Annotated in this window: 20 protein-coding genes, 1 tRNA gene and 1 pseudogene; 12 read left to right on the top strand and 10 right to left on the bottom strand. The window is 69.7% G+C overall.

Annotation, left to right across the window (positions count from 1 at the left end; all coding sequences use genetic code 11):
* The 5 genes from IE286_RS22810 to IE286_RS22830 form a co-directional block, all read right to left on the bottom strand.
* Positions 1 to 1,767, bottom strand: a 1,767-nt coding sequence (locus IE286_RS22810) for a DHA2 family efflux MFS transporter permease subunit (RefSeq protein WP_505014452.1), incomplete at its 3' end; no start/stop codon positions are given.
* A gap of 81 nt (positions 1,768 to 1,848) precedes the next feature.
* A complete protein-coding gene (locus IE286_RS22815) occupies positions 1,849 to 2,391 on the bottom strand; it encodes a MarR family winged helix-turn-helix transcriptional regulator (protein ID WP_189798648.1) in 543 nt (180 codons plus the stop codon).
* Between the two features lie 249 nt (positions 2,392 to 2,640).
* On the bottom strand, positions 2,641 to 3,267 hold the full coding sequence (locus tag IE286_RS22820; RefSeq protein WP_189798649.1) for a hypothetical protein: 627 nt from the start codon (positions 3,265 to 3,267) through the stop codon (positions 2,641 to 2,643).
* 88 nt (positions 3,268 to 3,355) lie between these two features.
* Positions 3,356 to 3,886: an NUDIX hydrolase gene (locus IE286_RS22825; protein WP_189798650.1), complete on the bottom strand. Its 531-nt coding sequence runs from the start codon at positions 3,884 to 3,886 to the stop codon at positions 3,356 to 3,358.
* 287 nt (positions 3,887 to 4,173) lie between these two features.
* Complete coding sequence (locus IE286_RS22830; protein ID WP_189798692.1) at positions 4,174 to 4,788, bottom strand: HAD-IA family hydrolase; 615 nt, start codon at positions 4,786 to 4,788, stop codon at positions 4,174 to 4,176.
* Between the two features lie 333 nt (positions 4,789 to 5,121).
* Between IE286_RS22830 and IE286_RS22835 the strand changes: the two genes are divergently transcribed.
* Positions 5,122 to 6,561: a hypothetical protein gene (locus IE286_RS22835; protein WP_229863403.1), complete on the top strand. Its 1,440-nt coding sequence runs from the start codon at positions 5,122 to 5,124 to the stop codon at positions 6,559 to 6,561.
* 348 nt (positions 6,562 to 6,909) lie between these two features.
* Here the strand turns inward: IE286_RS22835 and IE286_RS22840 are convergent.
* Positions 6,910 to 6,983 (bottom strand) — tRNA-Gly (locus tag IE286_RS22840).
* A 506-nt stretch (positions 6,984 to 7,489) separates the two neighbouring features.
* On the opposite strand from IE286_RS22840, the gene dcd reads away from it, so the two are divergent.
* Together dcd and IE286_RS22850 are read left to right on the top strand one after the other, a co-directional pair.
* Entirely contained in the window at positions 7,490 to 8,065 is a 576-nt protein-coding gene (gene dcd, locus IE286_RS22845; protein ID WP_125498423.1) for a dCTP deaminase, read from the top strand.
* 14 nt (positions 8,066 to 8,079) lie between these two features.
* Complete coding sequence (locus tag IE286_RS22850) at positions 8,080 to 8,577, top strand: phosphoribosyltransferase (protein WP_189798651.1); 498 nt, start codon at positions 8,080 to 8,082, stop codon at positions 8,575 to 8,577.
* A gap of 132 nt (positions 8,578 to 8,709) precedes the next feature.
* Here the strand turns inward: IE286_RS22850 and IE286_RS22855 are convergent, their stop codons facing one another.
* On the bottom strand, positions 8,710 to 9,732 hold the full coding sequence (locus IE286_RS22855) for a Yip1 family protein (RefSeq protein ID WP_189798652.1): 1,023 nt from the start codon (positions 9,730 to 9,732) through the stop codon (positions 8,710 to 8,712).
* 277 nt (positions 9,733 to 10,009) lie between these two features.
* Here IE286_RS22855 and IE286_RS22860 point away from each other — a divergent pair, with 277 nt between their 5' ends.
* Positions 10,010 to 10,351, top strand: coding sequence for an antibiotic biosynthesis monooxygenase family protein (locus IE286_RS22860; protein ID WP_189798653.1), 342 nt, complete (start codon positions 10,010 to 10,012; stop codon positions 10,349 to 10,351).
* 231 nt (positions 10,352 to 10,582) lie between these two features.
* Here the strand turns inward: IE286_RS22860 and IE286_RS22865 are convergent, their stop codons facing one another.
* Positions 10,583 to 12,865 carry a (Fe-S)-binding protein gene (locus IE286_RS22865; protein WP_189798654.1) on the bottom strand — a complete coding sequence of 761 codons (2,283 nt, stop codon included), beginning with the start codon at positions 12,863 to 12,865 and terminating at the stop codon, positions 10,583 to 10,585.
* A 287-nt stretch (positions 12,866 to 13,152) separates the two neighbouring features.
* On the opposite strand from IE286_RS22865, the pseudogene IE286_RS22870 reads away from it, so the two are divergent.
* The 7 genes and pseudogenes from IE286_RS22870 to IE286_RS22900 all read left to right on the top strand — a co-directional run.
* Positions 13,153 to 14,124, top strand: a pseudogene (locus tag IE286_RS22870) (MraY family glycosyltransferase); the annotation flags it as partial.
* Between the two features lie 758 nt (positions 14,125 to 14,882).
* Positions 14,883 to 16,730, top strand: a complete 1,848-nt coding sequence (gene dnaK, locus IE286_RS22875) for a molecular chaperone DnaK (protein ID WP_189798656.1) — start codon at positions 14,883 to 14,885, stop codon at positions 16,728 to 16,730.
* Positions 16,727 to 17,422 (top strand): nucleotide exchange factor GrpE, encoded by a 696-nt coding sequence (gene grpE, locus IE286_RS22880; RefSeq protein WP_189798657.1) that lies wholly within the window; start codon positions 16,727 to 16,729, stop codon positions 17,420 to 17,422. The genes dnaK and grpE overlap by 4 nt, the downstream gene beginning before the upstream one ends.
* A gap of 39 nt (positions 17,423 to 17,461) precedes the next feature.
* Complete coding sequence (gene dnaJ, locus IE286_RS22885) at positions 17,462 to 18,616, top strand: molecular chaperone DnaJ (protein WP_189798658.1); 1,155 nt, start codon at positions 17,462 to 17,464, stop codon at positions 18,614 to 18,616.
* A 5-nt stretch (positions 18,617 to 18,621) separates the two neighbouring features.
* A complete protein-coding gene (locus IE286_RS22890) occupies positions 18,622 to 19,071 on the top strand; it encodes a heat shock protein transcriptional repressor HspR (protein WP_189798694.1) in 450 nt (149 codons plus the stop codon).
* Between the two features lie 328 nt (positions 19,072 to 19,399).
* Positions 19,400 to 20,491, top strand: a complete 1,092-nt coding sequence (locus tag IE286_RS22895) for a sugar ABC transporter substrate-binding protein (protein ID WP_189798695.1) — start codon at positions 19,400 to 19,402, stop codon at positions 20,489 to 20,491.
* A gap of 191 nt (positions 20,492 to 20,682) precedes the next feature.
* A complete protein-coding gene (locus IE286_RS22900) occupies positions 20,683 to 21,750 on the top strand; it encodes a helix-turn-helix transcriptional regulator (RefSeq protein WP_229863408.1) in 1,068 nt (355 codons plus the stop codon).
* On the opposite strand, the gene IE286_RS22905 is transcribed toward IE286_RS22900, so the two are convergent.
* Positions 21,713 to 22,648 carry a helix-turn-helix domain-containing protein gene (locus tag IE286_RS22905; protein ID WP_229863412.1) on the bottom strand — a complete coding sequence of 312 codons (936 nt, stop codon included), beginning with the start codon at positions 22,646 to 22,648 and terminating at the stop codon, positions 21,713 to 21,715. The two genes, IE286_RS22900 and IE286_RS22905, sit on opposite strands and share 38 nt — an antisense overlap.
* A 354-nt stretch (positions 22,649 to 23,002) precedes the next feature.
* Between IE286_RS22905 and IE286_RS22910 the strand changes: the two genes are divergently transcribed.
* Complete coding sequence (locus IE286_RS22910) at positions 23,003 to 23,338, top strand: Rieske (2Fe-2S) protein (RefSeq protein WP_189798660.1); 336 nt, start codon at positions 23,003 to 23,005, stop codon at positions 23,336 to 23,338.
* A 134-nt stretch (positions 23,339 to 23,472) separates the two neighbouring features.
* Here IE286_RS22910 and IE286_RS22915 read toward each other — a convergent pair whose 3' ends face one another.
* Positions 23,473 to 23,892: a pyridoxamine 5'-phosphate oxidase family protein gene (locus tag IE286_RS22915; protein WP_189798661.1), complete on the bottom strand. Its 420-nt coding sequence runs from the start codon at positions 23,890 to 23,892 to the stop codon at positions 23,473 to 23,475.
* Between the last annotated feature and the right edge of the window lie 90 nt (positions 23,893 to 23,982).

Here is a 23,982-nt window from a genome sequence, read left to right on the forward strand (position 1 = left end):
GACCGCGGCGTGGGGGACGGGGGCGTCCTCGGCACCGCGGATGTGACCGCGAACCGGCACCCCGCCACCGCTGCTGCCCGGGGCGGGAGCGTCGTGCTCCAGCGTCGCCACCGCAGCCAGCCGCTGGGCACCCTGCTGCTCCTGCCCGGCGGGCGAGGTGGCCGCGGTCTCGGAGACCGTGACCTGCTCCCGGGTCTCGGCGACGGCCGGGGCCGCAGCCGTGTCCGCCGGGGCGGACTCACTGCTGGCTGCCTGAGCCAGCGCACCCTGCGTACGCAGCGGAACCTCCTTGATGAACAGAGTGATGAGGAAGGCGACCGCGGCCAGCGCGGAAGCGATCAGGAAGATGTCGGCGATGCCGTGACCGTAGGCGCTCTTCATGACCACGCGCAGCGGCGCGGGCAGGGAGCTCAGGTCCGGCAGGCTGCTCGAGCCGGCGTCGGACCCGGAGGCGAGCTGCGCGTACTTCGGGCCGAGGTCCGCCAGACCGTCCTTGACGTAGTGGGTGATCCGGTTGGCCATGACCGCGCCCAGCGCGGAGACGCCGACCGCACCGCCCAGGGAGCGGAAGAAGGTGACCGTGGAGCTGGCGGCGCCGAGGTCCTTCGGGTCCACCTGGTTCTGGGTGCAGAGCACCAGGTTCTGCATCATCATGCCGATGCCGAGACCCAGCACGGCCATGTAGATGGCGATCTTCCAGTAGTCCGTGTCGTACCGGAGGGAGCCCAGCAGGCCGAGGCCGGCCACGACCAGCAGGCCACCGCTGACCAGCCACGCCTTCCAGCGGCCGGTACGGGTGATGACCTGACCGGAGACGGTGGAGGAGACGAACAGGCCGGCGATCATCGGGATCGTCATGACGCCCGACATGGTCGGGGACTTCTCGCGGGCCAGCTGGAAGTACTGGCTGAAGAAGACGGTGCCGCTGAACATGGCGATACCGACGAAGAGCGAGGCCAGGGACGCCAGCGAGATGGTGCGGTTGCGGAACAGGCGCAGCGGGATGATCGGCTCGGAGGCCTTGGCCTCCGCCAGCACGAACAGCAGGGCGAGGACGACGGAGCCGCCCACCATCACACCGGTCTGCCACGACAGCCAGTCGTACTTGTCACCGGCGAAGGTCACCCAGATCAGCAGCAGGCAGACGGCCGCGGAGATCAGGAACGCGCCGAGCCAGTCGACCTTGACCTTCCGCTTGGTGACCGGCAGGTGCAGGGTCTTCTGCAGCACGATCAGCGCGATCACCGCGAAGGGCACGCCGACGTAGAAGCACCAGCGCCAGCCCAGCCAGCTGGTGTCGGTGATGACACCGCCGAGCAGCGGGCCGCCCACGGTCGCGACCGCGAACGTCGCGCCGAGGTAACCGGAGTACCGGCCACGCTCACGCGGGGAGATCATCGCGGCCATGATGATCTGAGCCAGAGCGGTCAGACCACCGGCGCCGATGCCCTGGACCACACGGCAGGCGATGAGCATGCCGGGGTTCTGCGACAGACCGGCCGTCATCGACGCGAGGACGAAGATGATCAGGGCTATCTGGACGAGCGCCTTCTTGCTGTACAGGTCGGCGAGCTTGCCCCACAGGGGAGTGGCCGCGGTCATCGACAGCAGGGCGGCGGTGACCACCCAGGTGTAGGCGGACTGGCCGCCTCCCAGGTCACCGATGATCCTCGGCAGGGCGTTGGAGACGATCGTGGACGACAGGATCGCCACGAACATACCGAGCAGCAGCCCGGAGAGAGCCTCCATGATCTGCCGGTGCGTCATCGCAGCACCGCCCGGGGCACTGTCCCCGTGCTTGGCGTGAGCCCGCACACCGGCTGGTGTGGTCGTTGCCATGGGCTTCCTTTACTTACGTATGTCTGCGGGTGTACGGGTGGTCTCTTCGGCTACGGGAGCGGCCGCGCGGGCGGTTCCGGTCTCGGCAGCGGCCGTCGTGGCGTAGGCCCGGGCCGTCTGGGACCGGCAGTCGCCGAAGCTGTCGCGCAGCCGCGTCATCAGATGGATGAGCTGGCCGACCTCGTCGTCGCTCCAGTCGCTGAGCCGTTCGGCGAGCAGGCGGGTGGTGCGCCGGGACAGATCACCGAGCCGGTCCAGGCCGGCGGGGGTCAGATGCAGGATGCGCGAGCGCTTGTCCGCGGGGTCCGGCAGTCGGTCGATCCAGCCGCGCTCGGCGGCGTGGGCGACGTGCCGGCTGGTGACCGACATGTCCACGGCGAGTAGTTCGGCGAGCTTGCTCATGCGCATGTCACCGTGTCGACCGAGGGTCGTCAGGACGGCCGCCGAGCCGGCCGGGCAATCGGCCGGCAGGATCCGCCCCAGGTCTCTTTTCACGGCTCCGACGGCACTGAGCTGGCGCGCCAGCTCTTCGTACTGCGCCTGCCCGGCCATCGCACCTCCCGTAGTCGTTGCTTGAGGCAACCATACATGAAACTTGGTTGCCGAAGACAAGCAAACGGGGGGTGTGGGGGCAAAGACTTGGCAAAGGCAAGCATTGCGGCTGTGAACGCCGAGTGTGAGGCGGCCTGCCGTACCGGACGCGGTTCACACCGGCACGCGAACGGCCCCCGGACCCGAGGTGAACGACCCATCGGCGGTCCGGCGACGCGTAGATCGCCCGGCCAACCGGCCGGGGACGGTTCAGTCCTGGGCCCGTTCTCCGGTGGCCGCACGTCGGCCTCCGAACGAGGCGACCAAGGCGTCGGCGACCGCTGCCGCGTCTGTGTCCGCCACGTCTTCCGGGTACTCCGGCAGCAGGTCGTCCCAGACGGGCAGCCACGAGCCGCGCAGCTGGGGCTGGCCCTCGGGGCGGGCGTAGAACCAGAGGTGCAGGTGGGCGGCTCCGTCCCCGGTCCGGTAGACGTGGGCTCGGGAGATGTGCGGCCGTGCTTGGACGTGGCGGACGATGTGCGTGGTGAGCACGCCGAGTTCGGCGGCCGGCTCGTCCGGCAGGTCCGCCAGGTCGTAGTGGTCCCGGGGGAACAGGACCAGAACCAGAGGCACACCGACGCCGCGGACCCGGGCCAGTCTCCAGTGGTCGTCGAACCAGATACCCTCGTCACGGGCGCGGCAGATGTCGCAGTGCGCCGGGTCCTCGCCGTGCCGTTCCGGCTCGGGCAGCACCGGTGGGCGCAGCGGCGCGGCCTTGAGTCCTTGGCGCTCGAACGGGCTGATGTCCCACCTCGTCAACCGCGTGAGCGGAAGACGGAGTTCGCTGTCGGCGGCCGCGCGCGCGTGGTCGTAGAAGTCCTCCGGTCGCAGGGCCATGGCCGGAGGATAGCCCCGAGCCGGCGGTTCCGGACCGTGCCGGTGGGGCGGCGACGGGAAACGCGCACCGGCGGACCGGTGCGCGAGGTCAGGATCCCAGGTCCAGCAGGAGGGCCATCACGCCCACCAGGGTGGCGCTGCTGACGATCTCGCGTCGGCCGATCATGCCGCGGATGCTGCTCAGCGGGATCCACTCCAGGCGGTCGGACTCGTTGCGTTCCGCGGGTTCCGACACGTGCCGCGCGCCGTCCGCGCGGAAGACGAAGTGGCGGGAGTCGGTGATGCCCGCGGCGGGCTGGGCGTGGATCAGTTCCCGCACGGTCTGCGGGCGCCAGCCCGTCTCCTCCTCCAGTTCCCGGGCGGCCGCGTCCGCCGGTGTCTCGCCGTCCTCGACCAGGCCCATGGGCAGCTCCCAGGCCCAGGTGTCGGTGACGAAGCGGTGGCGCCACATCATCAGCACGCGATGGTGTTCGTCCACCGCCGCGGCCACGGCGAGGTCCCGCAGCCGCACGACGTGGTAGTCGGTGCGGGCGCCGTCCGGCTGTTCCACGTCCAGGGAGCGCAGCCGCACCCAGGGGGTGTCGTAGAGGGTGTGTTCGCCGTGGACGGTCCAGCGCATCTCGTGCCTTCTCTCTTCTTCAGGGTTTCCAGGTCTCCAGGGGGCCTCCGGATGCCGCGCCAGCCGTGCCGATACCCATGCGGTGCGGGCGTCCATGCCTGGACCGAACTCGGCCGCGAAGCGGCGTGCATGCCACGTGGTTCGAGGTGCGAGCGCCCAGCGCGCGAGTGCGAAACGTACGCGGCCGAGGCTGGCCCGGGTCCCATCTGCTGGGTCGGTGCCTTCGTCCGGGGAGGAACAGCCGCGCGGCGTCGTGTGCCGTTCAGCGGTGCTGTACTCGGAAGTCGCTAGACGGACAGCGTGGCGCTCACTCCGAGCAACACCTCAAGCTCGGCTACCGTTGCGGCTTCATCCGTCGCGAGGACGGTGGTGATACCCAAAGCTTCGGCAGGTGGCAGGTTCCGAGGGTGGTCGTCGACGAACACGCACGCCCGCGCAGGAAGCCCGAGACGCTCCAACGTCAGCTCATAGATGGCAGGGTCGGGTTTCGCCATGCGGACCTGCTCGGAAATGACGTGCACATCGAACAAGCCCCACACGCCTGTGTGCTCGTACGGGTTGAAGGGATCCGTGCCGAAGCTGTTCGACAGGAGAGCGAGACGGTACCCCGCACTCTTGGCAGCTCGTGCGAGCGCGGCCATGCGCCGAGCTGGGGGCACCGCGGCCCAGGCGCGCCCCATCAGGTTGTCCGGTGCGACTTGCGTACCGAGAAGAGCCGCAGTACGCCTGTTCCACTCCGTCTGGTCGATCTCACCGACTTCCAGCGCCGCATACAACCGCCGGCCTTCAGGGTGGTCGCTGAGAGTGGCACGCCATGCTTCTGGGGGAAGCCCTTCAGACTCGCACCAAGCGCGGTGTGTGGGACGCGGATCTGCGGTCAACACCCCGGCGAAGTCGAGGATGAGCCCATGCTCGGCTTAACGGTCCGTGGCGCCCATGGGTTGCAGCATGCTGCGTGCTCCCTACCTTCGGCCTCACACCAAGACGCTACCGCGCACCGAGTACCGTCAAGCCTCGCACTTCGTCCGACGACTCCGGCCCAACTGACACGTCCCTGGCCGTGCTCCGAGCTGCGGGATGTACACACGCCACTGGCGGGAGTCGTTCACGTACGTCGCAACCGGTCCGGTGCGTCACTGTGCAAGCCGCCCAATCACCCTTTCGTGCTTCCCGGAACGACCACCGGCGTGTCCGGCATGAGAGATCATTTGATGACATGAGTCAGAGTGAGTCGCATGGCTAAGCGCCAACGCCGTCGCCAGCGGGAACAGGCACAGAAGAAGCTGACTGCTCCCTCACCGCTGATCATCGAGTTCCCGCCCGGCGAGCCGCGCATCCGTGCCGTCATCAAGGCCGACTGTCCCAAGCAGGTACAGGAAGTTGCCGTCCAGTACTGGGAGATCACCGAGGAAGGCACCTGGGCCCGCACGGTAGGCAGCATGGGTGACCAGCAATGGGTTGCAGCGACGGCCACGTCCGTCTCCCACGCCGTTCTGCTCAAGTCGCTCTGCCGGAACTGTGATGAGCCCATCCGTGTCAGCAACCGGTCGTGGGCCGTCAAGGTCGGCGGCAAGTACTTGGACCGGCGCAACGACAGGTACCTCTGTCCAGAGTGCAGCGACGTCCAGCGGCAGGACGAGGAACGTGAGCGCGAGCGGAGACTGCAGGCGGCGCGCGCCGAGAAGGAACGGGAGAAGCTGAAGGCCGAGGAAGAGATGCGGCTCATCGCCGAGGCCCTCGCCGACGAAATGGCGAAGGACGGATCAACGAGCCGTCTGCCCTACGGCCGTCCGACCGCTCTGGCCCTGTACCTCGTCCTGGTCAATCACGCCGCCTACAACCCTGGCAAGCCCCTGCCCAGCGTGGCCGATCTGGGCTCGCTCGGATGGACAGGCGACACCGAAAGGGACACAGAGGCCCTTCTCGATCTGTACCGTGCCCACCTGGTCGCCATCGCCTCGCAGACGCCGAGGGAGGCATTCGACGTCTCCGAGGAGGACGGCGAACTCCGCTTCTCCGGCGCGGAGGTGAAATGGCGCCTGGTGGGCGCACATCCGACGGCCACAGCCAACGCGCGGGCTGTCAGGGCACACTTCATGACCGCTCCCGGCCAGGAAGCTCACGACGATCGTCAGGCACTGGCCGAGCTCGTCGACCGCATGGAGGTCATCAACGTCATCTCCTACCTCGACGGGCTTCTGACCAAGAAGTACGACTACCCAGCCGTGCCTGAACGCCGGCGCCAGGAGCTGGCCGACATCGTCAGGAAGGGATTCACGGCGGGATACACGTCGGGGCAAATGATCTGTTTCGCCTGGCGGGCAGCGGACTCGGCGGCGGCTTGGAAAGAACGCAATGCGCACATGGGCCCGCCCGAGGCGTCCTCTGGTGCGGTCACCATCCTCAATAACAAGATCGACACCGCGATCGAGGTCCACCACGCCATCCCGGAGTACGACCCGCCGCGCTGGCACCAACAGCCGCCTGCGCTGGCAGTGCTCAGGCAGTTGAACGCTGAGGTCAAGCGAGTGCGGGACCGCTCCATGATCATCGCCTGCCCCGAGTGCGACCACCAGGGGCTGCGCGAGACGGACACGGGGGCCATGGTCCGCTGTGTTCACACGGCGACCGTCCCTGAGCGGCCTGAATCACAGGAGGATCCGGCCGAAGCCTGATCAGCGCAGACGCGTCTGGGGCCGCGGCGACGAGCACCAGGACCAGCTGCATGGATCCGCCCTCGCCCACCGAGGGGGACGGGAACCGCGGTGGCTCACCATAGGTGGGCACCTGCGCACTCGGCCTTCGCGCGAGCGACTGGCTCACCGCTTGCGCGAGGCGTGCTGCACGTCACATGGAATCGATCTCGCCATGTGGGATGGTGAGGGGGTGAGCGGTCCGATGCGGCACCTGGGTGGCGTGCAAGGCGCTGCTTTTTCGTGACTCAGGGCACGCGGAGGGCACGCCACCCTCACATTGGACTGGGCAACAAACAAACCCCAGGTCACTGACCTGGGGCTTCTCTCTGGAGCGGGTGACGAGAATCGAACTCGCGCTCTCAGCTTGGGAAGCTGATGTTCTACCATTAAACTACACCCGCGCAAGACGCCGACCGAAGTCGGTGCTCGTCGCTCACTGTACCTCATCAACGGCCCCCGGTGCTCATGCCGTGGGGTCTTTGTTGGTTCGCAGCGGGGAGCGGGCCTTACTGGGGCCGGAGTTGGGGCGTACGGTGAGGGGGTGCAGCGGGGGCCCGGCGGGCCGGAGCGTCGCCTGGAGTGTCGTCTCTTTGATCCCGTACTGTGTGCTTTTGTCGTCAGGCGGCAGAGGCCAGACGCGGTTCTGGGGAAGGGACTTTGGGCTTGATGGAGCGCACCGTCGTCCGTTGTGCCGAGGGGCACGTGTTCAGCACCGCTTCGTTCCCGATGCAGCAGGCCGAGCGGCTCGGCCCTGGTCGGCTCCTGCGGTGCCCTCGGTGTGCGCGGCTCCGCAGCGCGGTGCCCGTGAGCGTGGCGAAGCGGTAACAGCAGGCAGCGGAAGCGCTGCCTGGGCGCGTGGGGTCGTCCTGATTGTGGGGGCTCCACGCGCCTTGCGTATCCTCGGGGCGTGCTTCTCTCAGACAAGGACATCCGGGCCGAGATCGACGCCGGGCGGGTGCGGATCGATCCCTTCGACGCGTCCATGGTGCAGCCGTCGAGCATCGACGTGCGCCTGGACCGCTACTTCCGGGTGTTCGAGAATCACCGCTACCCGCACATCGACCCCTCGGTCGAGCAGCCGGACCTGACCCGGCTCGTCCAGCCTGAGGGGGATGAGCCGTTCATCCTGCATCCCGGCGAGTTCGTTCTCGCCTCGACCTATGAGGTCATCACACTTCCCGACGATCTCGCCTCCCGGCTGGAGGGGAAGAGTTCGCTGGGACGGCTCGGCCTGGTCACGCACTCCACCGCCGGGTTCATCGACCCGGGGTTCTCCGGACACGTGACCTTGGAGCTGTCGAATCTCGCCACCCTGCCGATCAAGCTCTGGCCCGGTATGAAGATCGGGCAGTTGTGCCTGTTCCGGCTCAGCTCGCGGGCCGAGGCTCCGTACGGCAGTGAGCGCTACGGCTCCCGTTACCAGGGGCAGCGCGGGCCCACTCCCTCGCGGTCCTACCTGAACTTCCACCGGACCCAGGTGTGAGGGGCACCACCGACATGAGCGACGTACGAGAGAACCTCACCTACGAGCAGTTCGGCACCGCCGTCCGCGAGCTGGCCCAGACCATCGCCGACGACGGCTACGAGCCCGACATAGTGCTCAGCATCGCGCGCGGCGGCGTGTTCGTCGCCGGCGGGCTCGCCTACGCCCTGGACTGCAAGAACATCCACCTGGTGAACGTGGAGTTCTACACCGGTGTGGGGACCACCCTCGAGATGCCGGTCATGCTCGCGCCGGTGCCCAACCTCATCGACTTCTCCGACAAGAAGGTCCTGATCACCGACGACGTCGCCGACACCGGCAAGACGCTCAAGCTGGTCCGCGACTTCTGCATCGACACCGTCGCCGAGGTGCGCACCGCGGTGATCTACGAGAAGTCCCACTCCCTCGTGAAGTGCGAGTACGTCTGGAAGCGCACCGACGACTGGATCGACTTCCCGTGGAGTGTTCAGCCGCCGGTGGTGCAGCGGCGCGGTCAGGTGCTCGACGCCTGAGGTGAGCGGGGCCAGGGCCACCGGGGCCACGGGTGTACGTCGGCCGGGGCTGACGGAAAACGACTGCGGGGCAGGAGGCGGTGGTCGCCTCCTGCCCCGCGGACGTCGTGAGGGCTGGTTGCCGCCTGACGGCTAGACCGTCCCCAGCTTCACGATCGACAGCAGGGCGATCAGCTGGATCGCCGACGCGCCGAGCGCCTTCGGCCAGGGCAGGTCGTGGGAGCGGCTGACCATGAGGGTGAGCAGGGCACCGCAGGCGACCCAGGTGATCCACCCGAGCAGCTGGACGAAGCTCGCGTCGCCGCCGAAGAACATCGCGACCAGCAGACGGGGTGCGTCCGTCAGCGACATGATCAGCATGGACAGGCCGACCGTGGGCTGCCAGGCGCCGTCGCCGCCCAGCTGGCGGGCCAGGGTGTGGGTGACCACGCCCAGGACGAACGAGCTGATCACCATGGCCACGGCCGTGATGGCGACGATCGGTATCGCGTTGGACAGGGTGGCGTTGATCGCGTCCTTGCGGGCGCCGTCGAAGCCGAAGACGGCGAGCAGGCCGTACAGGAAGGTCACGATGAGGGCGGGGCCCCACATCGTGTAGTCCCGCATCTGCAGGAAGGTCCGGTTGGGGGACACGATGATCCCCTTCAGCAGGTCCTTCCAGGCCAGGCGCGGGCCTACCGGGCCCGCCGGGGCGGTGCCGGCGCGGTAGGTCTCGCCATCTCCGTACGGGGCCTCGCCGAGCGCGAAGGCCTGGGTGTGACCGGGGTTGTCGGCCATGTACCGGTCGGGTGCCGGTCCGGTCGTTCCGGGGCCGGGTACGCCGGGGTTGGCCACGGTGGGGCCCGTCGCACCGGGTCCGGGCATGCCGGGGCCGGGCACGCCGGCCGGGCCGCCGTCGCCGAAGTACTCCGGCTCGCCCTCGCCCCCGTAGCCGCCGTGCGGGCCGGGGGCGGCCTGCTGGACCGGGGGCCACTGGGAGGCGCCGGTGCCGGACCGGCCGCCGTACGGCGGTTGCTGCTGCGGGTAGGGCTGCGGCGCAGACGGGTAGCCGTACGACGGCGTCCGGGGCGCCTGCTGCCCGTACGGGGGTTGTTGGGGGCGCGCTTGCGGGGCGCGGGCGTCCCGGCCGCCGCGTCCGATCCTGAATCCAGCCACGTCGTCGAACGTACCCGGTCCGGCGGGTCGTTGTGCCGGGGCCCCGGGTCAGGGGGCCGCTTTTGCGGCCGAGCTGTGACATCCCCTAGGGGGAAGCGTCACTGGAGTCTCCTCCGTGAGTCACAGGGTCTCCTCCGGGGGTTCCTCCGTGAGGAGGGTGGGAGGGGTCTGGGAGAGGGGTCCGGGAGAGGCGGGAGGAGGGGGCGGGTGGGCCGCCGGGGGAGCCGTACGGGGGTGTCCCCGTCCGTCCCGGGGCGGGCGGGGGCAGGATAGGTTCATGAGCGTAGTGAAGATCAACGTGCTGACCGTGCCCCCGGAGCAGCGGGAGACGCTGGAGAAGCGGTTCGCCTCGCGGGCGCACGCGGTGGAGAACTCCGACGGGTTCGAGTGGTTCGAGCTGCTGCGGCCCGTCGAGGGCACCGACACCTACCTCGTCTACACGCGGTGGCGCGACGAGGAGTCGTTCCAGGCCTGGATGGAGGGGCCGATGAAGGCCGCCCATCACGGCACCGCCGGCGGCGAGGGCGGTGAGGGAGGCGAGCGGCCGAAGCCCGCGGCCACCGCCTCGACGCTGTGGTCCTTCGAGGTGGTGCAGCAGGCGGCCCCCAAGGGCGAGTGAGGCGTTCGCCGCGGTCCGAGGGCGTGTGAGGCGTTCCCGGTGTTCCCGGTGTTCCCCGCGAGGGGTGCCTGACCTCCCGAGGACGCTCCCGAGGGCGTGTCAGAGCCTGCGAGGGGGGATCGGGGCGCTGAGGGGCGTGATCGGTGGCCCGGGCGCCCTCATGCAGACGGCGGGCGCCCCCTGTCCCGTACAGACAGGGGGCGCCCGCCGTATCCGCTCACAAGGCCGGGGTCACTTCACCGGCTCCGGCTCCGGGGCGCTCTCGCCGGCGGACTCGCCCGCCGGGTCCACCGGGGCCTTGACCGACTCCAGCAGCAGCTGGGCGACGTCCACGACCTGGACGGACTCCTTGGCCTGGCCGTCGTTCTTCTTGCCGTTGACCGAGTCGGTCAGCATGACCAGGCAGAACGGGCAGGCGGTGGAGACGATGTCGGGGTTGAGGGAGAGGGCCTCGTCGACGCGCTCGTTGTTGATGCGCTTGCCGATGCGCTCCTCCATCCACATCCGGGCGCCGCCGGCGCCGCAGCAGAAGCCGCGTTCCTTGTGGCGGTGCATCTCCTCGTTCCGCAGGCCCGGGACCTTGCCGATGATCTCCCGCGGCGGGGTGTAGATCTTGTTGTGGCGGCCCAGGTAGCAGGGGTCGTGGTAGGTGATGAGGCCCTCGACCGGGGTGACGGGGATCAGCCTGCCCTCGTCGACCAGGTGCTGCAGCAGCTGGGTGTGGTGGATGACCTCGTAGTCGCCGCCGAGCTGCGGGTACTCGTTGGCGAGCGTGTTCAGGCAGTGCGGGCAGGTGGCGACGATCTTCTTCGCCGACTTCGGCTTCTTCGACTCGGGCGTGACCTTGCCCTCGTCGTCCATCTCCTCGCCGAAGGCGGTGTTCAGGGCCATGACGTTCTCCATGCCCAGCTCCTGGAACAACGGCTCGTTGCCCAGGCGGCGGGCGGAGTCGCCCGTGCACTTCTCGTCGCCGCCCATGATCGCGAACTTCACGCCCGCGATGTGCAGCAGCTCGGCGAAGGCCTTGGTGGTCTTCTTGGCGCGGTCCTCCAGGGCGCCGGCGCAGCCGACCCAGTACAGGTAGTCGACCTCGGAGAGGTCCTCGATGTCCTTGCCGACGACCGGGACCTCGAAGTCGACCTCCTTGGTCCACTCCAGGCGCTGCTTCTTGGCCAGGCCCCAGGGGTTGCCCTTCTTCTCCAGGTTCTTGAGCATCGTGCCCGCCTCGGAGGGGAAGGCGCTCTCGATCATGACCTGGTAGCGGCGCATGTCGACGATGTGGTCGACGTGCTCGATGTCCACCGGGCACTGCTCGACGCAGGCGCCGCAGGTGGTGCAGGACCACAGCACGTCCGGGTCGATGACGCCGTTCTCCTCGGCGGTGCCGATCAGCGGCCGCTCGGCCTCGGCGAGCGCGGCCGCCGGGACGTTCTTCAGCTGCTCCTCGGTCGCCTTCTCCTCGCCCTCCATGGTCTTGCCGCCGCCCGCGAGCAGGTAGGGCGCCTTGGCGTGGGCGTGGTCCCGCAGCGACATGATCAGCAGCTTCGGGGAGAGCGGCTTGCCGGTGTTCCAGGCGGGGCACTGCGACTGGCAGCGGCCGCACTCGGTGCAGGTGGAGAAGTCCAGCAGGCCCTTCCAGGAGAAGTGCTCGATCTGGGAGACGCCGAAGATGTCGTCCTCACCCGGGTCGGTGAAGTCGATCGGCTTGCCGCCGGAGGTCATCGGCTGCAGCGCGCCCAGGGAGGTGGAGCCGTCGGCGTTGCGCTTGAACCAGATGTTCGGGAAGGCGAGGAACCGGTGCCAGGCCACACCCATGTCGGTCTTCAGCGCGACCGTGATCATCCAGATGAAGGAGGTGGCGATCTTCAGACCGGCGAAGAAGTAGGTGAGGTTCTGCAGTGTGCCGACGCTCAGGCCCTTCAGCCACGCCACCACCGGGTACGAGATGAAGAACGACGCCTCGTAGCCGTCCACGTGGTGCTGGGCGCCCTCCAGGGCGTGCAGCACGAAGATGCAGACGCCGACGATGAAGATGACGGCCTCGACGAAATACGCCTGGCCGAAGTTGGAGCCGGCGAAGCGGGACTTGCGTTCCGGGCTGCGCGGGTGGCTGAGCTGGCGGATGACGATCAGGGCGATGATGCCGAGCGTCGTCATCGTGCCGATGAACTCGACGAAGACGTTGTACGGCGTCCAGTCGCCGATGACCGGCAGGATCCAGTCGGCCTTGAACAGCTGGCCGAAGGCGTTGACGATCGTCAGCAGCAGCGAGAAGAAGCCCACCGCCACGAACCAGTGCGCCACGCCGACGACGCCCCAGCGGTTCATCCGGGTGTGGCCGAGGAATTCCCTGACCACGGTGACCGTGCGCTGGCCGGGATGGTCGGTCCGCGTCCCGGCGGGTACGGGCTGGCCGAGCCGCATGTAGCGGTAGATCTGCAGGAGGGCGCGGCCGAACAGTGCCACGCCGACCACGATCAGGACCAGCGACACGATGATCGCGGCGAGTTGCATTGGGGCTCCTGTGAGGCGGCCTCGGAAATTACTAAGCGGTAACTTATGCAGTCCGTTCGAGACTACCCCCATCCTCCGTCGCAATGCAGCCGCGCGCGGGGTGATCTGGGTCGCTGAAAGGTGACCGAGCGGGGCGGTGGGGTGGCCCCGATTCTTTCTGGCCTGCGGGGACGGTGCGCACGCGGGCTCGGGCGTGCGGCCCGGGCAGGGTTCCGGCTTTCCGTATCGTCGTCTTCCGATCGTGTTATTCACACTCGATAGCCCGATATGCACCTAATTTAAGAACCGTGCTCTACGGGATCGCCACCGCCATCACCGCCCTGCTCCTGGCCGCCGTGCTCTCGGCGCTGCTCCGGGTGCCGGCGCTGCGCCTCGGGCTGGTCCACCGGCGGCGGGCGCGGCCGGTGCCGCTGCTCGGCGGCGTGGCCGTGGTCGCCAGCACCTGCCTGGTCGCGGCCGCGGGCGGCTGGACGGGGGCCGCGCCGCTCGGGGACGGCGCGGCCCGGCTGCTGGCGGCAGGCGCCGGGGTCGGCGCCCTGGGGCTCGTGGCGGACGTGTGGCGGCTGAAGACACAGTTCCTGCTGCTCGGTGCGGCGGTCGCCGCCGCCTTCGTGGTGCCCTGGGGCGAGCTGGGCGTGCCCGCGGGGATCGCCGCGGTGCTGTGGACGGCCGCCGTGGCCGTGGCCTTCCACGGGCTGGACCACGCCGACGGACTGGCGGGCACGGTCGGGGTGCTCACCGCGTTCGGCGTGGGCGCGTGCGCGGCGGCGGAGGTGATGGACGACCTCGCGGTGCTGCTGAGCGTGCTGGCCGCCGCGCTGACCGGCTTCCTCATGCACAACTGGCATCCGGCCCGGATCGCCTTCGGCGCGTGCGGGTCCCTGTTCACCGGTTTCCTGCCGGCCTGTGCGGCCGTGCTGGTCCGCGCCGGGTACGACGCCGGGACCAGCGGTGCCGTCCTGTTCCCGCTCACCGCCGTCGTGACCGCCGACGCGGTCCTGGTCGTGGTCTCCCGGCGGCTGGCCGGGCGTCCGGTGGTGCGGCACGGCCCCGACCATGTGGCGCACCGGCTGCGCCGGCTGGGGCTGACCACGCCGGGGGCCGTGGTGCTGGTGGGCGCCGCCGCGTTCGGCTCGGTCCTGGTCGGCGTCCTGGTGCACGTCGGCTGGCTGGCGCCGGTGCGCGCGCTGTGGGTGGCGGGTGCGCTGCTGCTGGCGGTGCTCGGACTGCTGTGCGTGCGGGTGTACGTGCCGCGGCGCCCCGGCGGCCCGCCCACCACGGGGGCGCGGACGGCCGGCGCCGGGGTGCACACCACCCGGACGGGGACGGCGCGGACGGCGGCCCACCGCGCGGGAGCGGGGCGCCTGGAGGCGCCCCGGAGGCCAGGCGGGCGCGTGCCGGGCGCGGACGACGCGGGCGGGCGCCATCCGCGCGCCGCGGGCGCCGGTGTGCGCCGGCTGTTCGCGTCGGCCCTGAGCGTCCCGCGCCGCCAGGCCGGGGCGCGCACCCCGGCGGAGCGCTTGCGCGAGGCCACGCGCGCCCCGCACGGCACCGCGTTCGGCCTGCGCGCTCCGGGGGCGCCGCGGGGGCCGCGGCCCTCGTCCCTGACCGGGCTGCCGGTCGCGGCTGCGGGGCCGGAGCCGGCCGGGGCGGAGCCGGGGACGCGGGCCCGCCGCCCCCGGGATCCGGACCCCTTCGACCTGCTGTCGTCCCTGTGACTGTCGTCCCTGTGACGGGTGCCGTCCGGCGACAACGGCAGCCGGCAGGCGGTGAGATGCCGTACGGCTCGGGAACTGGTGGGGTGCCCTACGGCCACGGGAACTGGTGGGGTGCCGTACGGCCACGGGAACTTTCAGAACTTTTCCTCCGCTGGTCCCCGGGTCTGCGCAGCTCAGCGCGGTGTTGCGGGCGGGCGTTCGATAAGAGTTGAGTCAGAGAGGCTCAAGTCTGTTGACCCAGCCCGCGGTGTCGGGCACACTTGAGTCCGTTCCACTCAAGTCAGCTGGAGGAAATCACCATGGCACGTGCGGTCGGCATCGACCTGGGCACGACTAACTCCGTCGTCAGCGTTCTTGAGGGCGGCGAGCCCACCGTCATCACCAACGCCGAGGGCGCCAGGACCACGCCGTCCGTCGTCGCCTTTGCCAAGAACGGCGAGGTGCTGGTCGGTGAGGTGGCCAAGCGCCAGGCCGTCACCAACGTCGACAGGACCATCCGGTCGGTCAAGCGCCACATGGGCACCGACTGGAAGATCAAGATCGACGACAAGGAGTTCAACCCGCAGCAGATCAGCGCCTTCGTCCTGCAGAAGCTGAAGCGGGACGCCGAGGCCTACCTGGGCGAGAAGGTCACCGACGCGGTCATCACCGTGCCGGCGTACTTCAACGACGCCGAGCGCCAGGCCACCAAGGAGGCCGGCGAGATCGCGGGCCTGAACGTGCTGCGCATCGTCAACGAGCCGACCGCGGCCGCGCTCGCCTACGGCCTGGAGAAGGAGGACCAGACCATCCTGGTCTTCGACCTCGGTGGCGGTACGTTCGACGTGTCGCTGCTGGAGATCGGCGACGGTGTCGTCGAGGTGAAGGCCACCAACGGCGACAACCACCTCGGTGGTGACGACTGGGACCAGCGCATCGTCGACTACCTGGTCAAGCAGTTCCAGAACGCCCACGGCGTGGACCTGTCCAAGGACAAGATGGCCCTCCAGCGCCTGCGCGAGGCCGCGGAGAAGGCCAAGATCGAGCTGTCCTCCTCGTCCGAGACCTCGATCAACCTGCCCTACATCACCGCCTCCGCCGAGGGCCCGCTGCACCTGGACGAGAAGCTCACCCGTGCCCAGTTCCAGCAGCTGACCGCGGACCTGCTCGAGCGCTGCAAGATCCCGTTCCACAACGTCATCAAGGACGCGGGCATCTCCGTCAACGACATCGACCACGTCGTGCTCGTCGGCGGCTCCACCCGTATGCCGGCCGTCGCCGAGCTGGTCAAGGAGCTGACCGGCGGCAAGGAGCCCAACAAGGGCGTCAACCCGGACGAGGTCGTCGCCATCGGCGCCTCCCTGCAGGCCGGTGTCCTCAAGGGCGAGGTCAAGGACGTCCTGCTGCTGGACGTCACCCCGCTGTCCCTCGGCATCGAGACCAAGGGCGGCATCATGACCAAGCTGATCGAGCGCAACACCACGATCCCGACCAAGCGCTCGGAGATCTTCACCACGGCCGAGGACAACCAGCCGTCGGTGCAGATCCAGGTCTACCAGGGCGAGCGCGAGATCGCGGCCTACAACAAGAAGCTCGGCATGTTCGAGCTGACCGGTCTGCCGCCGGCCCCGCGCGGCGTGCCGCAGATCGAGGTGTCCTTCGACATCGACGCCAACGGCATCATGCACGTCACCGCCAAGGACCTCGGCACCGGCAAGGAGCAGAAGATGACCGTCACCGGCGGCTCCTCGCTTCCGAAGGAGGAGGTCGAGCGGATGCGCCGGGAGGCGGAGCAGTACGCGGAGGAGGACCACAAGCGCCGCGAGGCCGCCGAGACCCGCAACCAGGGCGAGCAGCTGGTCTACCAGACCGAGAAGTTCCTCAAGGACAACGAGGACAAGGTCCCCGCGGAGGTCAAGTCCGAGGTGGAGGCCGCCGTCAACGAGCTGAAGGAGAAGCTCAAGGGCGAGGACACCGCCGAGATCCGCACCGCCACGGAGAAGGTCGCCGCCGTCTCCCAGAAGCTCGGCCAGGCGATGTACGCCGAGGCCCAGGCAGGCCAGGCCGCGGCCGGCGGTTCCGCCTCCGGGGCCGGTGAGGCCAAGGGCGACGACGACGTGGTGGACGCCGAGATCGTCGACGACGAGCGCAAGGACGGTGCCGCGTGACGGAGGAGACCCCGGGCTTCGACGAGCAGCAGCCGCAGCAGCCCGACGTCCCCTCCGGCGCCGCCTCCGACGACGCCGAGCCGCAGGCCGCCCCCTCGCAGGACAAGGGGGCGGCCCCGGCCGGGGACGCGGCTGACACGGCCGGTCTGACCGCCGAGCTGGACCAGGCGCGCGCGGCGCTCGCCGAGCGCACCGCGGACCTGCAGCGGCTGCAGGCCGAGTACCAGAACTACCGCCGCCGGGTCGAGCGCGACCGGGTCGCGGTCAAGGAGCTCGCCGTGGCGAACCTCCTGACCGAGCTCCTGCCCGTGCTCGACGACATCGGGCGTGCGCGCGAACACGGCGAACTGGTGGGCGGTTTCAAGTCCGTCGCCGAGTCGCTGGAGAGCGTCGCCGCCAAGATGGGGCTGCAGCAGTTCGGCAAGGAGGGCGAGCCCTTCGACCCGACGATCCACGAGGCGCTGATGCACTCGTACGCGCCGGACGTCACCGAGACGACGTGCGTGGCGATTCTGCAGCCGGGGTACCGCTACGGCGAACGCACCATCCGCCCCGCGCGGGTGGCGGTGGCCGAGCCCCAGCCGGGCGCCCAGACGGTCAAGCCCGCCGAGGAGTCCGGCAAGGACCAGACGGCCGAGCAGGACAAGGGCGAGGGCAAGGACAAGGACAACGGTGGCCCCGAGGAGGGCTGACGCGATAACCGACGACGCTGGGAAGGAGGGACGTCGGGGATGAGCACCAAGGACTTCATCGAGAAGGACTACTACAAGGTCCTCGGCGTCCCCAAGGACGCCACCGAGGCCGAGATCAAGAAGGCGTACCGGAAGCTCGCCCGCGAGTACCACCCGGACGCCAACAAGGGCAACGCCAGAGCCGAGGAGCGCTTCAAGGAGATCTCCGAGGCGGCCGACGTGCTCGGCGACCCCAAGAAGCGCAAGGAGTACGACGAGGCCCGCGCCCTGTTCGGCAACGGCGGCTTCCGCCCCGGGCCGGGTGCCGGCGGCTCGTTCAACTTCGACCTGAGCGACCTGTTCTCGGGCGGGCAGGGCGGTTTCGCCGGCGGGCTCGGTGACGTCTTCGGGGGCCTGTTCAACCGAGGGGGCGCCGGCACGCGCACCCAGCCCCGGCGCGGCCAGGACGTGGAGTCCGAGGTCACGCTCAGCTTCACGGAGGCCATCGAAGGGGCCACCGTCCCGCTGCGGATGTCCTCGCAGGCGCCGTGCAAGGCCTGCTCCGGCACCGGCGACCGGAACGGCACGCCGCGGGTGTGCCCGACCTGCGTCGGCACCGGGCAGGTCACTCGCGGCTCCGGCGGCGGTTTCTCGCTGACCGACCCGTGCCCGGACTGCAAGGGCCGCGGGCTGATCGCGGAAAACCCGTGCGAGGTCTGCAAGGGCTCCGGACGTGCCAAGTCCTCCCGGACGATGCAGGTGCGCATCCCTGCCGGGGTGCGCGACGGACAGCGCATCCGGCTGCGGGGCAAGGGCGCGCCGGGCGAGCGGGGCGGACCGGCGGGCGACCTGTACGTGGTCGTGCACGTCGGCGAGCACCCGGTCTTCGGCCGCAAGGGCGACAACCTCACCGTCACGGTGCCGGTCACCTTCGCGGAGGCCGCGCTCGGCGGGGAGGTTCGGGTGCCCACGCTCGGCGGCCCGCCGGTGACGCTGAAACTTCCCCCCGGTACGCCGAACGGTCGTACCATGCGCGCTCGGGGCAAGGGCGCGGTCCGCAAGGACGGCACCCGCGGTGATCTGCTGATCACCGTCGAGGTGAGTGTCCCCAAGGACCTGTCGGGGAAGGCTCGTGACGCGCTGGAGGCGTATCGCGAGGCGACCGCGGGCGAGGACCCGCGGGCGGAGCTGTTCAAGGCCGCGAAGGGAGCATGAGTCAGATGGACGGCCGCCGCCGCAACCCGTACGAACTGACGGAAGACACGCCGGTGTACGTCATCTCCGTGGCCGCGCAGCTGTCCGGACTGCACCCGCAGACGCTCCGTCAGTACGACCGGCTGGGCCTGGTGTCCCCCGACCGCACCGCCGGGCGGGGCCGCCGCTACTCGGCTCGCGACATCGAGCTGCTCCGTCAGGTGCAGCAGCTGTCGCAGAACGAGGGCATCAACCTGGCCGGTATCAAGCGCATCATCGAACTGGAGAACCAGGTCTCCGCCCTGCAGGCCCGCATCGCGGAGCTGGAGGCGGCCCTGGAGGGCGCGGCGGCCGCGATGCGGCAGCGGGAGGCGGCCGTCCACGCCTCCTACCGCCGGGATCTGGTGCCGTACCAGGACGTCCAGCAGTCCAGTGCGCTGGTGGTCTGGCGTCCGAAGCGGCAGCAGAACGACTGACGGCGTCCCCGCACGCGACGGCGAGGGGTCCGGAGAGGTGTCTCCGGGCCCCTCGCCGCGTTCCGGAACGTATCGCGGGGCGGCCGGCCGGACGGGCGCGGTCACGGACCGGTCGCGGGGTGAGGGTCCGGTAACGGGTGTCTGGAGGGGGTTCCGCGAGATTTCGCGAGGTCTTCACAGGGCGACGCAGCGTGGTGTTGTCATCTCGTTAAGTCATTCCGCTTGACGCCGGTGGCGACCTCCGCGTTGTCTTTTCAGACGTCTGGCCGAAAGTTGCGCCCTCGTCCGGAAGGCACCAGAAGTGATCACCTCGAAGCGTCGTATCGCCATGGCCGTGGCCACCTCCACGCTGCCCCTCACGCTCGTCGGCTGCGGCGCGCTCGGCGGTTCGGGGAGCAGCACCTCCGCGAGCCCGTCCAAGGGCGACGACGTGCGGGTCGGACTGCTGCTGCCGGAGACGGAGAACAAGCGGTACGAGAAGTTCGACTACCCCATCATCAAGGAGAAGGTCTCCGAACTCACCCGCAAGCAGGGCGTGGTGGAGTACGCCAACGCCCGGTCCAGCAAGACCCGGCAGGCCGCCCAGATGCAGAAGATGATCGACGACAAGGTCGACGTCATCCTGCTCGACGCCGTCGACGCGCACGCCATCGCGGGCGAGGTGCAGAAGGCCAAGGACGCGGGCATACCGGTGATCGCCTACGACCGGCTCGCCGAGGGGCCCATCGACGCGTACATCTCGTTCGACAACGAGCTGGTCGGCGAGGTGCAGGGCCGCTCGCTGCTGGAGGCCCTCGGTTCGTCCGGCGGCGGCCGGCCCAGGATCGTGATGATGAACGGCTCGCCCACCGATCCGAACGCCGCGCAGTTCAAACAGGGCGCCCTGTCGCAGCTCGACGGGAAGGTGACGGTGGCCCGGTCCTACGACACCAAGGACTGGAAGCCGGAGAACGCCCGGGCGAACATGGCGAAGGCGATCCAGCAGCTCGGCGTGAGCGGCATCGACGGGGTCTACTCCGCCAACGACGGCATGGCGGGCGGCGTCATCAAGGCGTTCAAGGACCTGGGGGTCACCCAGCTGCCGCCGGTCACCGGCCAGGACGCCGATCTGGACGCGGTGCAGCGGATCGTGACGGGCGAGCAGTACATGAGCGTGTACAAGCCCTACCCGACGGAGGCGGAGAACGCCGCCCAGATGGCGATCGCCAAGGTCCAGGGCAAGGACATCGAGTTCGACTCGCTGGCCCAGGACAAGGTCGACAGCCCCACGCAGAAGGACATCCCCGCACAGCTGGTCTCGGTCGTCGCGCTGACGAAGAAGAACATCAAGAGCACCGTCGTCGCCGACGGCATCTACAAGGTCTCCGAGATCTGCACGGCCGCGTACAAGCCGGCCTGCGCGGCCGCCGGCCTGCAGTAGCCGGCGCCCCGAACTGTCCGGAATCACACCGTCCACCGGTGTGCGGAGGCCCGTCCGCCCGACTCCGGTACACACCGGGCGATACCGGTCGCCCCCCGGCCGCGGGCGCCTGGGAGTCGTGTTGCACACCCGGTCCGTGCCGCGCATAGTTGCGCTGCGGAACTACGCGTAAACCGGGGGTGAGACAGGCCATGACCGGGGGCGGGATTCACGGGCGCCAGGAGCATCCGCACGGGGCCGACCGACTGTGCGAGGCGGGGGACCGTGTGTACTCCCGGGCCGTGCGGCGTGGCCGGGTGCCGCGCAGCGACGCCGAGCCGGTGCCGTGCCTGCTGGAGCTGGCCCTGCTGCACCCGGACCCCGACGACATGGACTTCCTGGTGCCCACGGCGCCGCAGGAGGTCATGACCCGGCTGCTGCGGTCGGTGTACCAGGAGGTGAGCGACAGCCACCGGCGGGTGGGGTCGGCCGTGGCCGCGTTCGAGCGGTACGCGGGCCTGGACCGGCGGGTGCGGCGCTCCCCGTCCGCGGGTGAGGGCACCTCGATCCGGGTGCTGGACGGCCTGTCGCGGATCCAGGCGGCCATGGACGAGGCGACCCGGGAGTGCCGCACGGAGGTGCTCACCGTCCAGCCCGGCGGCATCCGCCGCGAGCACGAGCTGTCCGAGGGCCTGCACCGGGCGCTGGAGCTGCGCCGCCGGGGCGTGCGGATGCGCGACCTGTACACCCATGTCGCCCGGCACGGGCAGGGGTTGCTCAACTATCTGGAACTGATGGGCGACGCGGTCGAGGCGCGCACCCTGGACGAGGTGATCGACCGGCTGATCCTGTTCGACCGCACGGTCGCCTTCATCCCCGCCAACGCCGACCGCACGATGGCGCTGGAGCTGCGGCATCCGGCGCTGGTGGAGTACCTGGTGACGGTGTTCGAACGGCTGTGGCGGCTGGCGATCCCGCTCACCGCGCCGCTGCCCGACACCGGGATCGAGGGCATCTCGCACCGTGAGCAGTCCATCGCCGCCCTGCTGGCCGAGGGCCACCAGGACGCGGTGATCGCCGAGCGGCTGGGCATCAGCGTGCGCACCTGCCGGGCGCACATCGCGCGTCTGTCGGAGACGCTGGGCGCGGCCAGCCGTACGCAGCTGGGCGTGCGGATCGCGCAGGCGGGCCTGGACAAGCCGCGCCGGGCCGTCTCGCCGGGCGAGCCCGGCCGGGAGGTGCTCAGCGGTCCCGGTCCAGAAGACCCGATCGCCCGATGAGATAGCCCAGCTGCGCCCGGCTGCCGCTGCCCAGGGCGTTGGCCAGCTTGGCGATGTGCGCCCGGCAGGTGCGCACGTTCATCCCCAGACGGCGGGCGATCGCCTCGTCGACGTGGCCCTCCACCAGGAGTTTGGCGATGGAGTACTGGATCTCCGTGATGCCGTCGAGGGCGGTCTCGTAGGGCGTGGTGGCGCTCAGCGGGACCGCGCGGTTCCACATGAACTCGAAGACTTTGATCAGGTAGCGGATGAGTCCGGGGTGGCGGAGTTCCAGGGCCACCTTCTGGTCGTCGCGGGTGGGGATGAAGGCGACGGACTCGTCGCAGATGATGAGGCGTTCGACCAGCTCGTCGATGGTGCGGTACTCGACCTTGCCGTTGGCGAGGTGGTCGACGTAGGCGAGCTGTTCGAGGTTGTAGCGGACCGTGTGCTGGTACAGGGTGCGGATGCGCACCCCGCGGTCGACCAGGGCCGTGTCCCGCTCCAGGCCTTGCCGGATGGTCCGCTCGGTGAAGCGGTTGCTGGGCTGCACGGTGAGCATCTCGCTCTGGCACTGGGAGGTGGCCAGGTCGAGTGCCGCGTTGATGCGGTCGCTGCCCTCCAGCACCGTGATGGAGTGGGTGGCGGACGCCGTCTGCGTGCTGAGGTGGAGGAACGGCTCGAAGGCGTCGGACAGTTCGATCGAACGCCGCCGGCGTTCGGCTATCTCGTGTTCGAGCGGGGTGAGCCGGCGGGCCAGGGCCACGGCCGCCGGGACGGGGCGCAGCCAGTCCGGGTCGTCCGGATCGGGGTGGAGCAGGGCGAACTCCATGAGGCAGGGGGCCGCTCGGGCGTCGTCCCGGGAGATGCGCCCGGTGCGCAGTGCGTGGGCGTACAGCCGGCTGCCTTCCTCGCACATCTCGGTGACCGCGTGAGGATGTGTCCCCTTAGTCTGATGTACCACCAAATCTCCACCCCCCAGGGTCCTGAACGTGCAGGAACATGATGCATCGATTGTGTGGCCATGATGTGCCCGAATAAGCCATCGTCGTATCGGACGGGGGAAGAGGGGACCTTCGAGTGAGGACGAAGCCGACTATGGGTAAGAGAGCGCTTCGCTCGGTACTTGTCGCCACCTTCTCCGCCGTTGTGGCCCTCGCGGTTCTGGGTGGGCCGTCAGCGACGAAGAGTGTGGACCGGGCGGACAGTAAGTGGCCTGCGGCACCTGTGTCCACGGCTCCTGCGGACACGGCAGACAGTTCCGGGAGCTGATGTGACCAGCCCACCGGACGACCGCTCCTTCCGGCGTGAGATGGCCACCGCCTACCGTTCCGGCTGGCACTTCATCGACCTGGTCACCGCCATCCCCCACAGCGGTGACTCGTTGATGGTGACGGTGTTCGGTGAGCCGGTCGTCGTCACGCGGGACGAGGACGGGGACGTACGGGCCTATCGGTGCCTGCGGCGGCCCCGGGGTGCGCCGCAGCCCGTGCGGTGTGCCATCCGCTATGGAATGATCTTCGTGAATCTCGACCAGCGGGACCACCGCGAGGTGGCGCGGGAACCCGCCGGTCTCCGGACCATCTCAGCCACCCCCCGCAGTGCCTGACGCGATTCCCCCGTCGTAACAGATCGCTCAGGCGCTTCCCCCCGCAGCGGCGTCACCGTGACCTGAACACGGTGACGCCGCTGTCGTGTGCCCGGACGCCGGCCGCTGTCGTCCGCCGGCGACGTCCCGGGTCCTCAGCCGCGGCCCAGGGCGCGGGTCAGCTCGATCTCGATCACCACGCGGTCCGGGTTCGGCGCCGGCGTCCTCCGGTAGCGCTCGGCGTACCGGCGCTCGGCCTCCGCGACCCTCTCCGGCTCGGTCCGGACGAACGCGCGCCCCTCCAGCGTGGCCCACCGCCGGCCGTCCACCTGGCACACCGCCACCGGTGCGCCCCGCTCGCCGGCCGCCCGCACATGCCGCACCTTCGCGCTCGACCGGTTGGTGATCACCCGGGCCAGGCGTGCCCCGGGGTCGTAGGTCACCCCGACCGGGACCACGTGCGGGGTGCCGTCGGGGCGGAGCGTGGTCAGGGTGCACAGGTGCCGCTCCTGCCAGAAGGCGAGGTACGCCGCGTCGGGTGCGCCCGGGTCGAGGGAATACGTGCTGGTGCCCATGGGCGGGAACTTAGCTGCCGCCGCACCTCCCCAGCCGACCTTGAGTGGAATAGACTCAAGTTTGTGTATGTTGGCTGAGTCAGCAGTGGG

The organism is Streptomyces thermodiastaticus, from assembly GCF_014656135.1.
GTDB classification, from domain to species: domain Bacteria; phylum Actinomycetota; class Actinomycetes; order Streptomycetales; family Streptomycetaceae; genus Streptomyces; species Streptomyces thermodiastaticus.

Coding starts and splice junctions, on each gene's coding strand:
- IE286_RS22835 (WP_229863403.1), top strand. CDS start 5,122: ATGGCTAAGCGCCAACGCCGTCGCCAGCGGGAACAGGCACAGAAGAAG.
- IE286_RS22905 (WP_229863412.1), bottom strand. CDS start 22,648: ATGTGCGAGGAAGGCAGCCGGCTGTACGCCCACGCACTGCGCACCGGG.
- IE286_RS22860 (WP_189798653.1), top strand. CDS start 10,010: ATGAGCGTAGTGAAGATCAACGTGCTGACCGTGCCCCCGGAGCAGCGG.
- dnaK (WP_189798656.1), top strand. CDS start 14,883: ATGGCACGTGCGGTCGGCATCGACCTGGGCACGACTAACTCCGTCGTC.
- IE286_RS22850 (WP_189798651.1), top strand. CDS start 8,080: ATGAGCGACGTACGAGAGAACCTCACCTACGAGCAGTTCGGCACCGCC.
- IE286_RS22890 (WP_189798694.1), top strand. CDS start 18,622: ATGGACGGCCGCCGCCGCAACCCGTACGAACTGACGGAAGACACGCCG.
- IE286_RS22895 (WP_189798695.1), top strand. CDS start 19,400: ATGGCCGTGGCCACCTCCACGCTGCCCCTCACGCTCGTCGGCTGCGGC.
- IE286_RS22825 (WP_189798650.1), bottom strand. CDS start 3,886: ATGCGCTGGACCGTCCACGGCGAACACACCCTCTACGACACCCCCTGG.
- IE286_RS22915 (WP_189798661.1), bottom strand. CDS start 23,892: ATGGGCACCAGCACGTATTCCCTCGACCCGGGCGCACCCGACGCGGCG.
- IE286_RS22865 (WP_189798654.1), bottom strand. CDS start 12,865: ATGCAACTCGCCGCGATCATCGTGTCGCTGGTCCTGATCGTGGTCGGC.
- dnaJ (WP_189798658.1), top strand. CDS start 17,462: ATGAGCACCAAGGACTTCATCGAGAAGGACTACTACAAGGTCCTCGGC.
- IE286_RS22820 (WP_189798649.1), bottom strand. CDS start 3,267: ATGGCCCTGCGACCGGAGGACTTCTACGACCACGCGCGCGCGGCCGCC.
- IE286_RS22815 (WP_189798648.1), bottom strand. CDS start 2,391: ATGGCCGGGCAGGCGCAGTACGAAGAGCTGGCGCGCCAGCTCAGTGCC.
- IE286_RS22900 (WP_229863408.1), top strand. CDS start 20,683: ATGACCGGGGGCGGGATTCACGGGCGCCAGGAGCATCCGCACGGGGCC.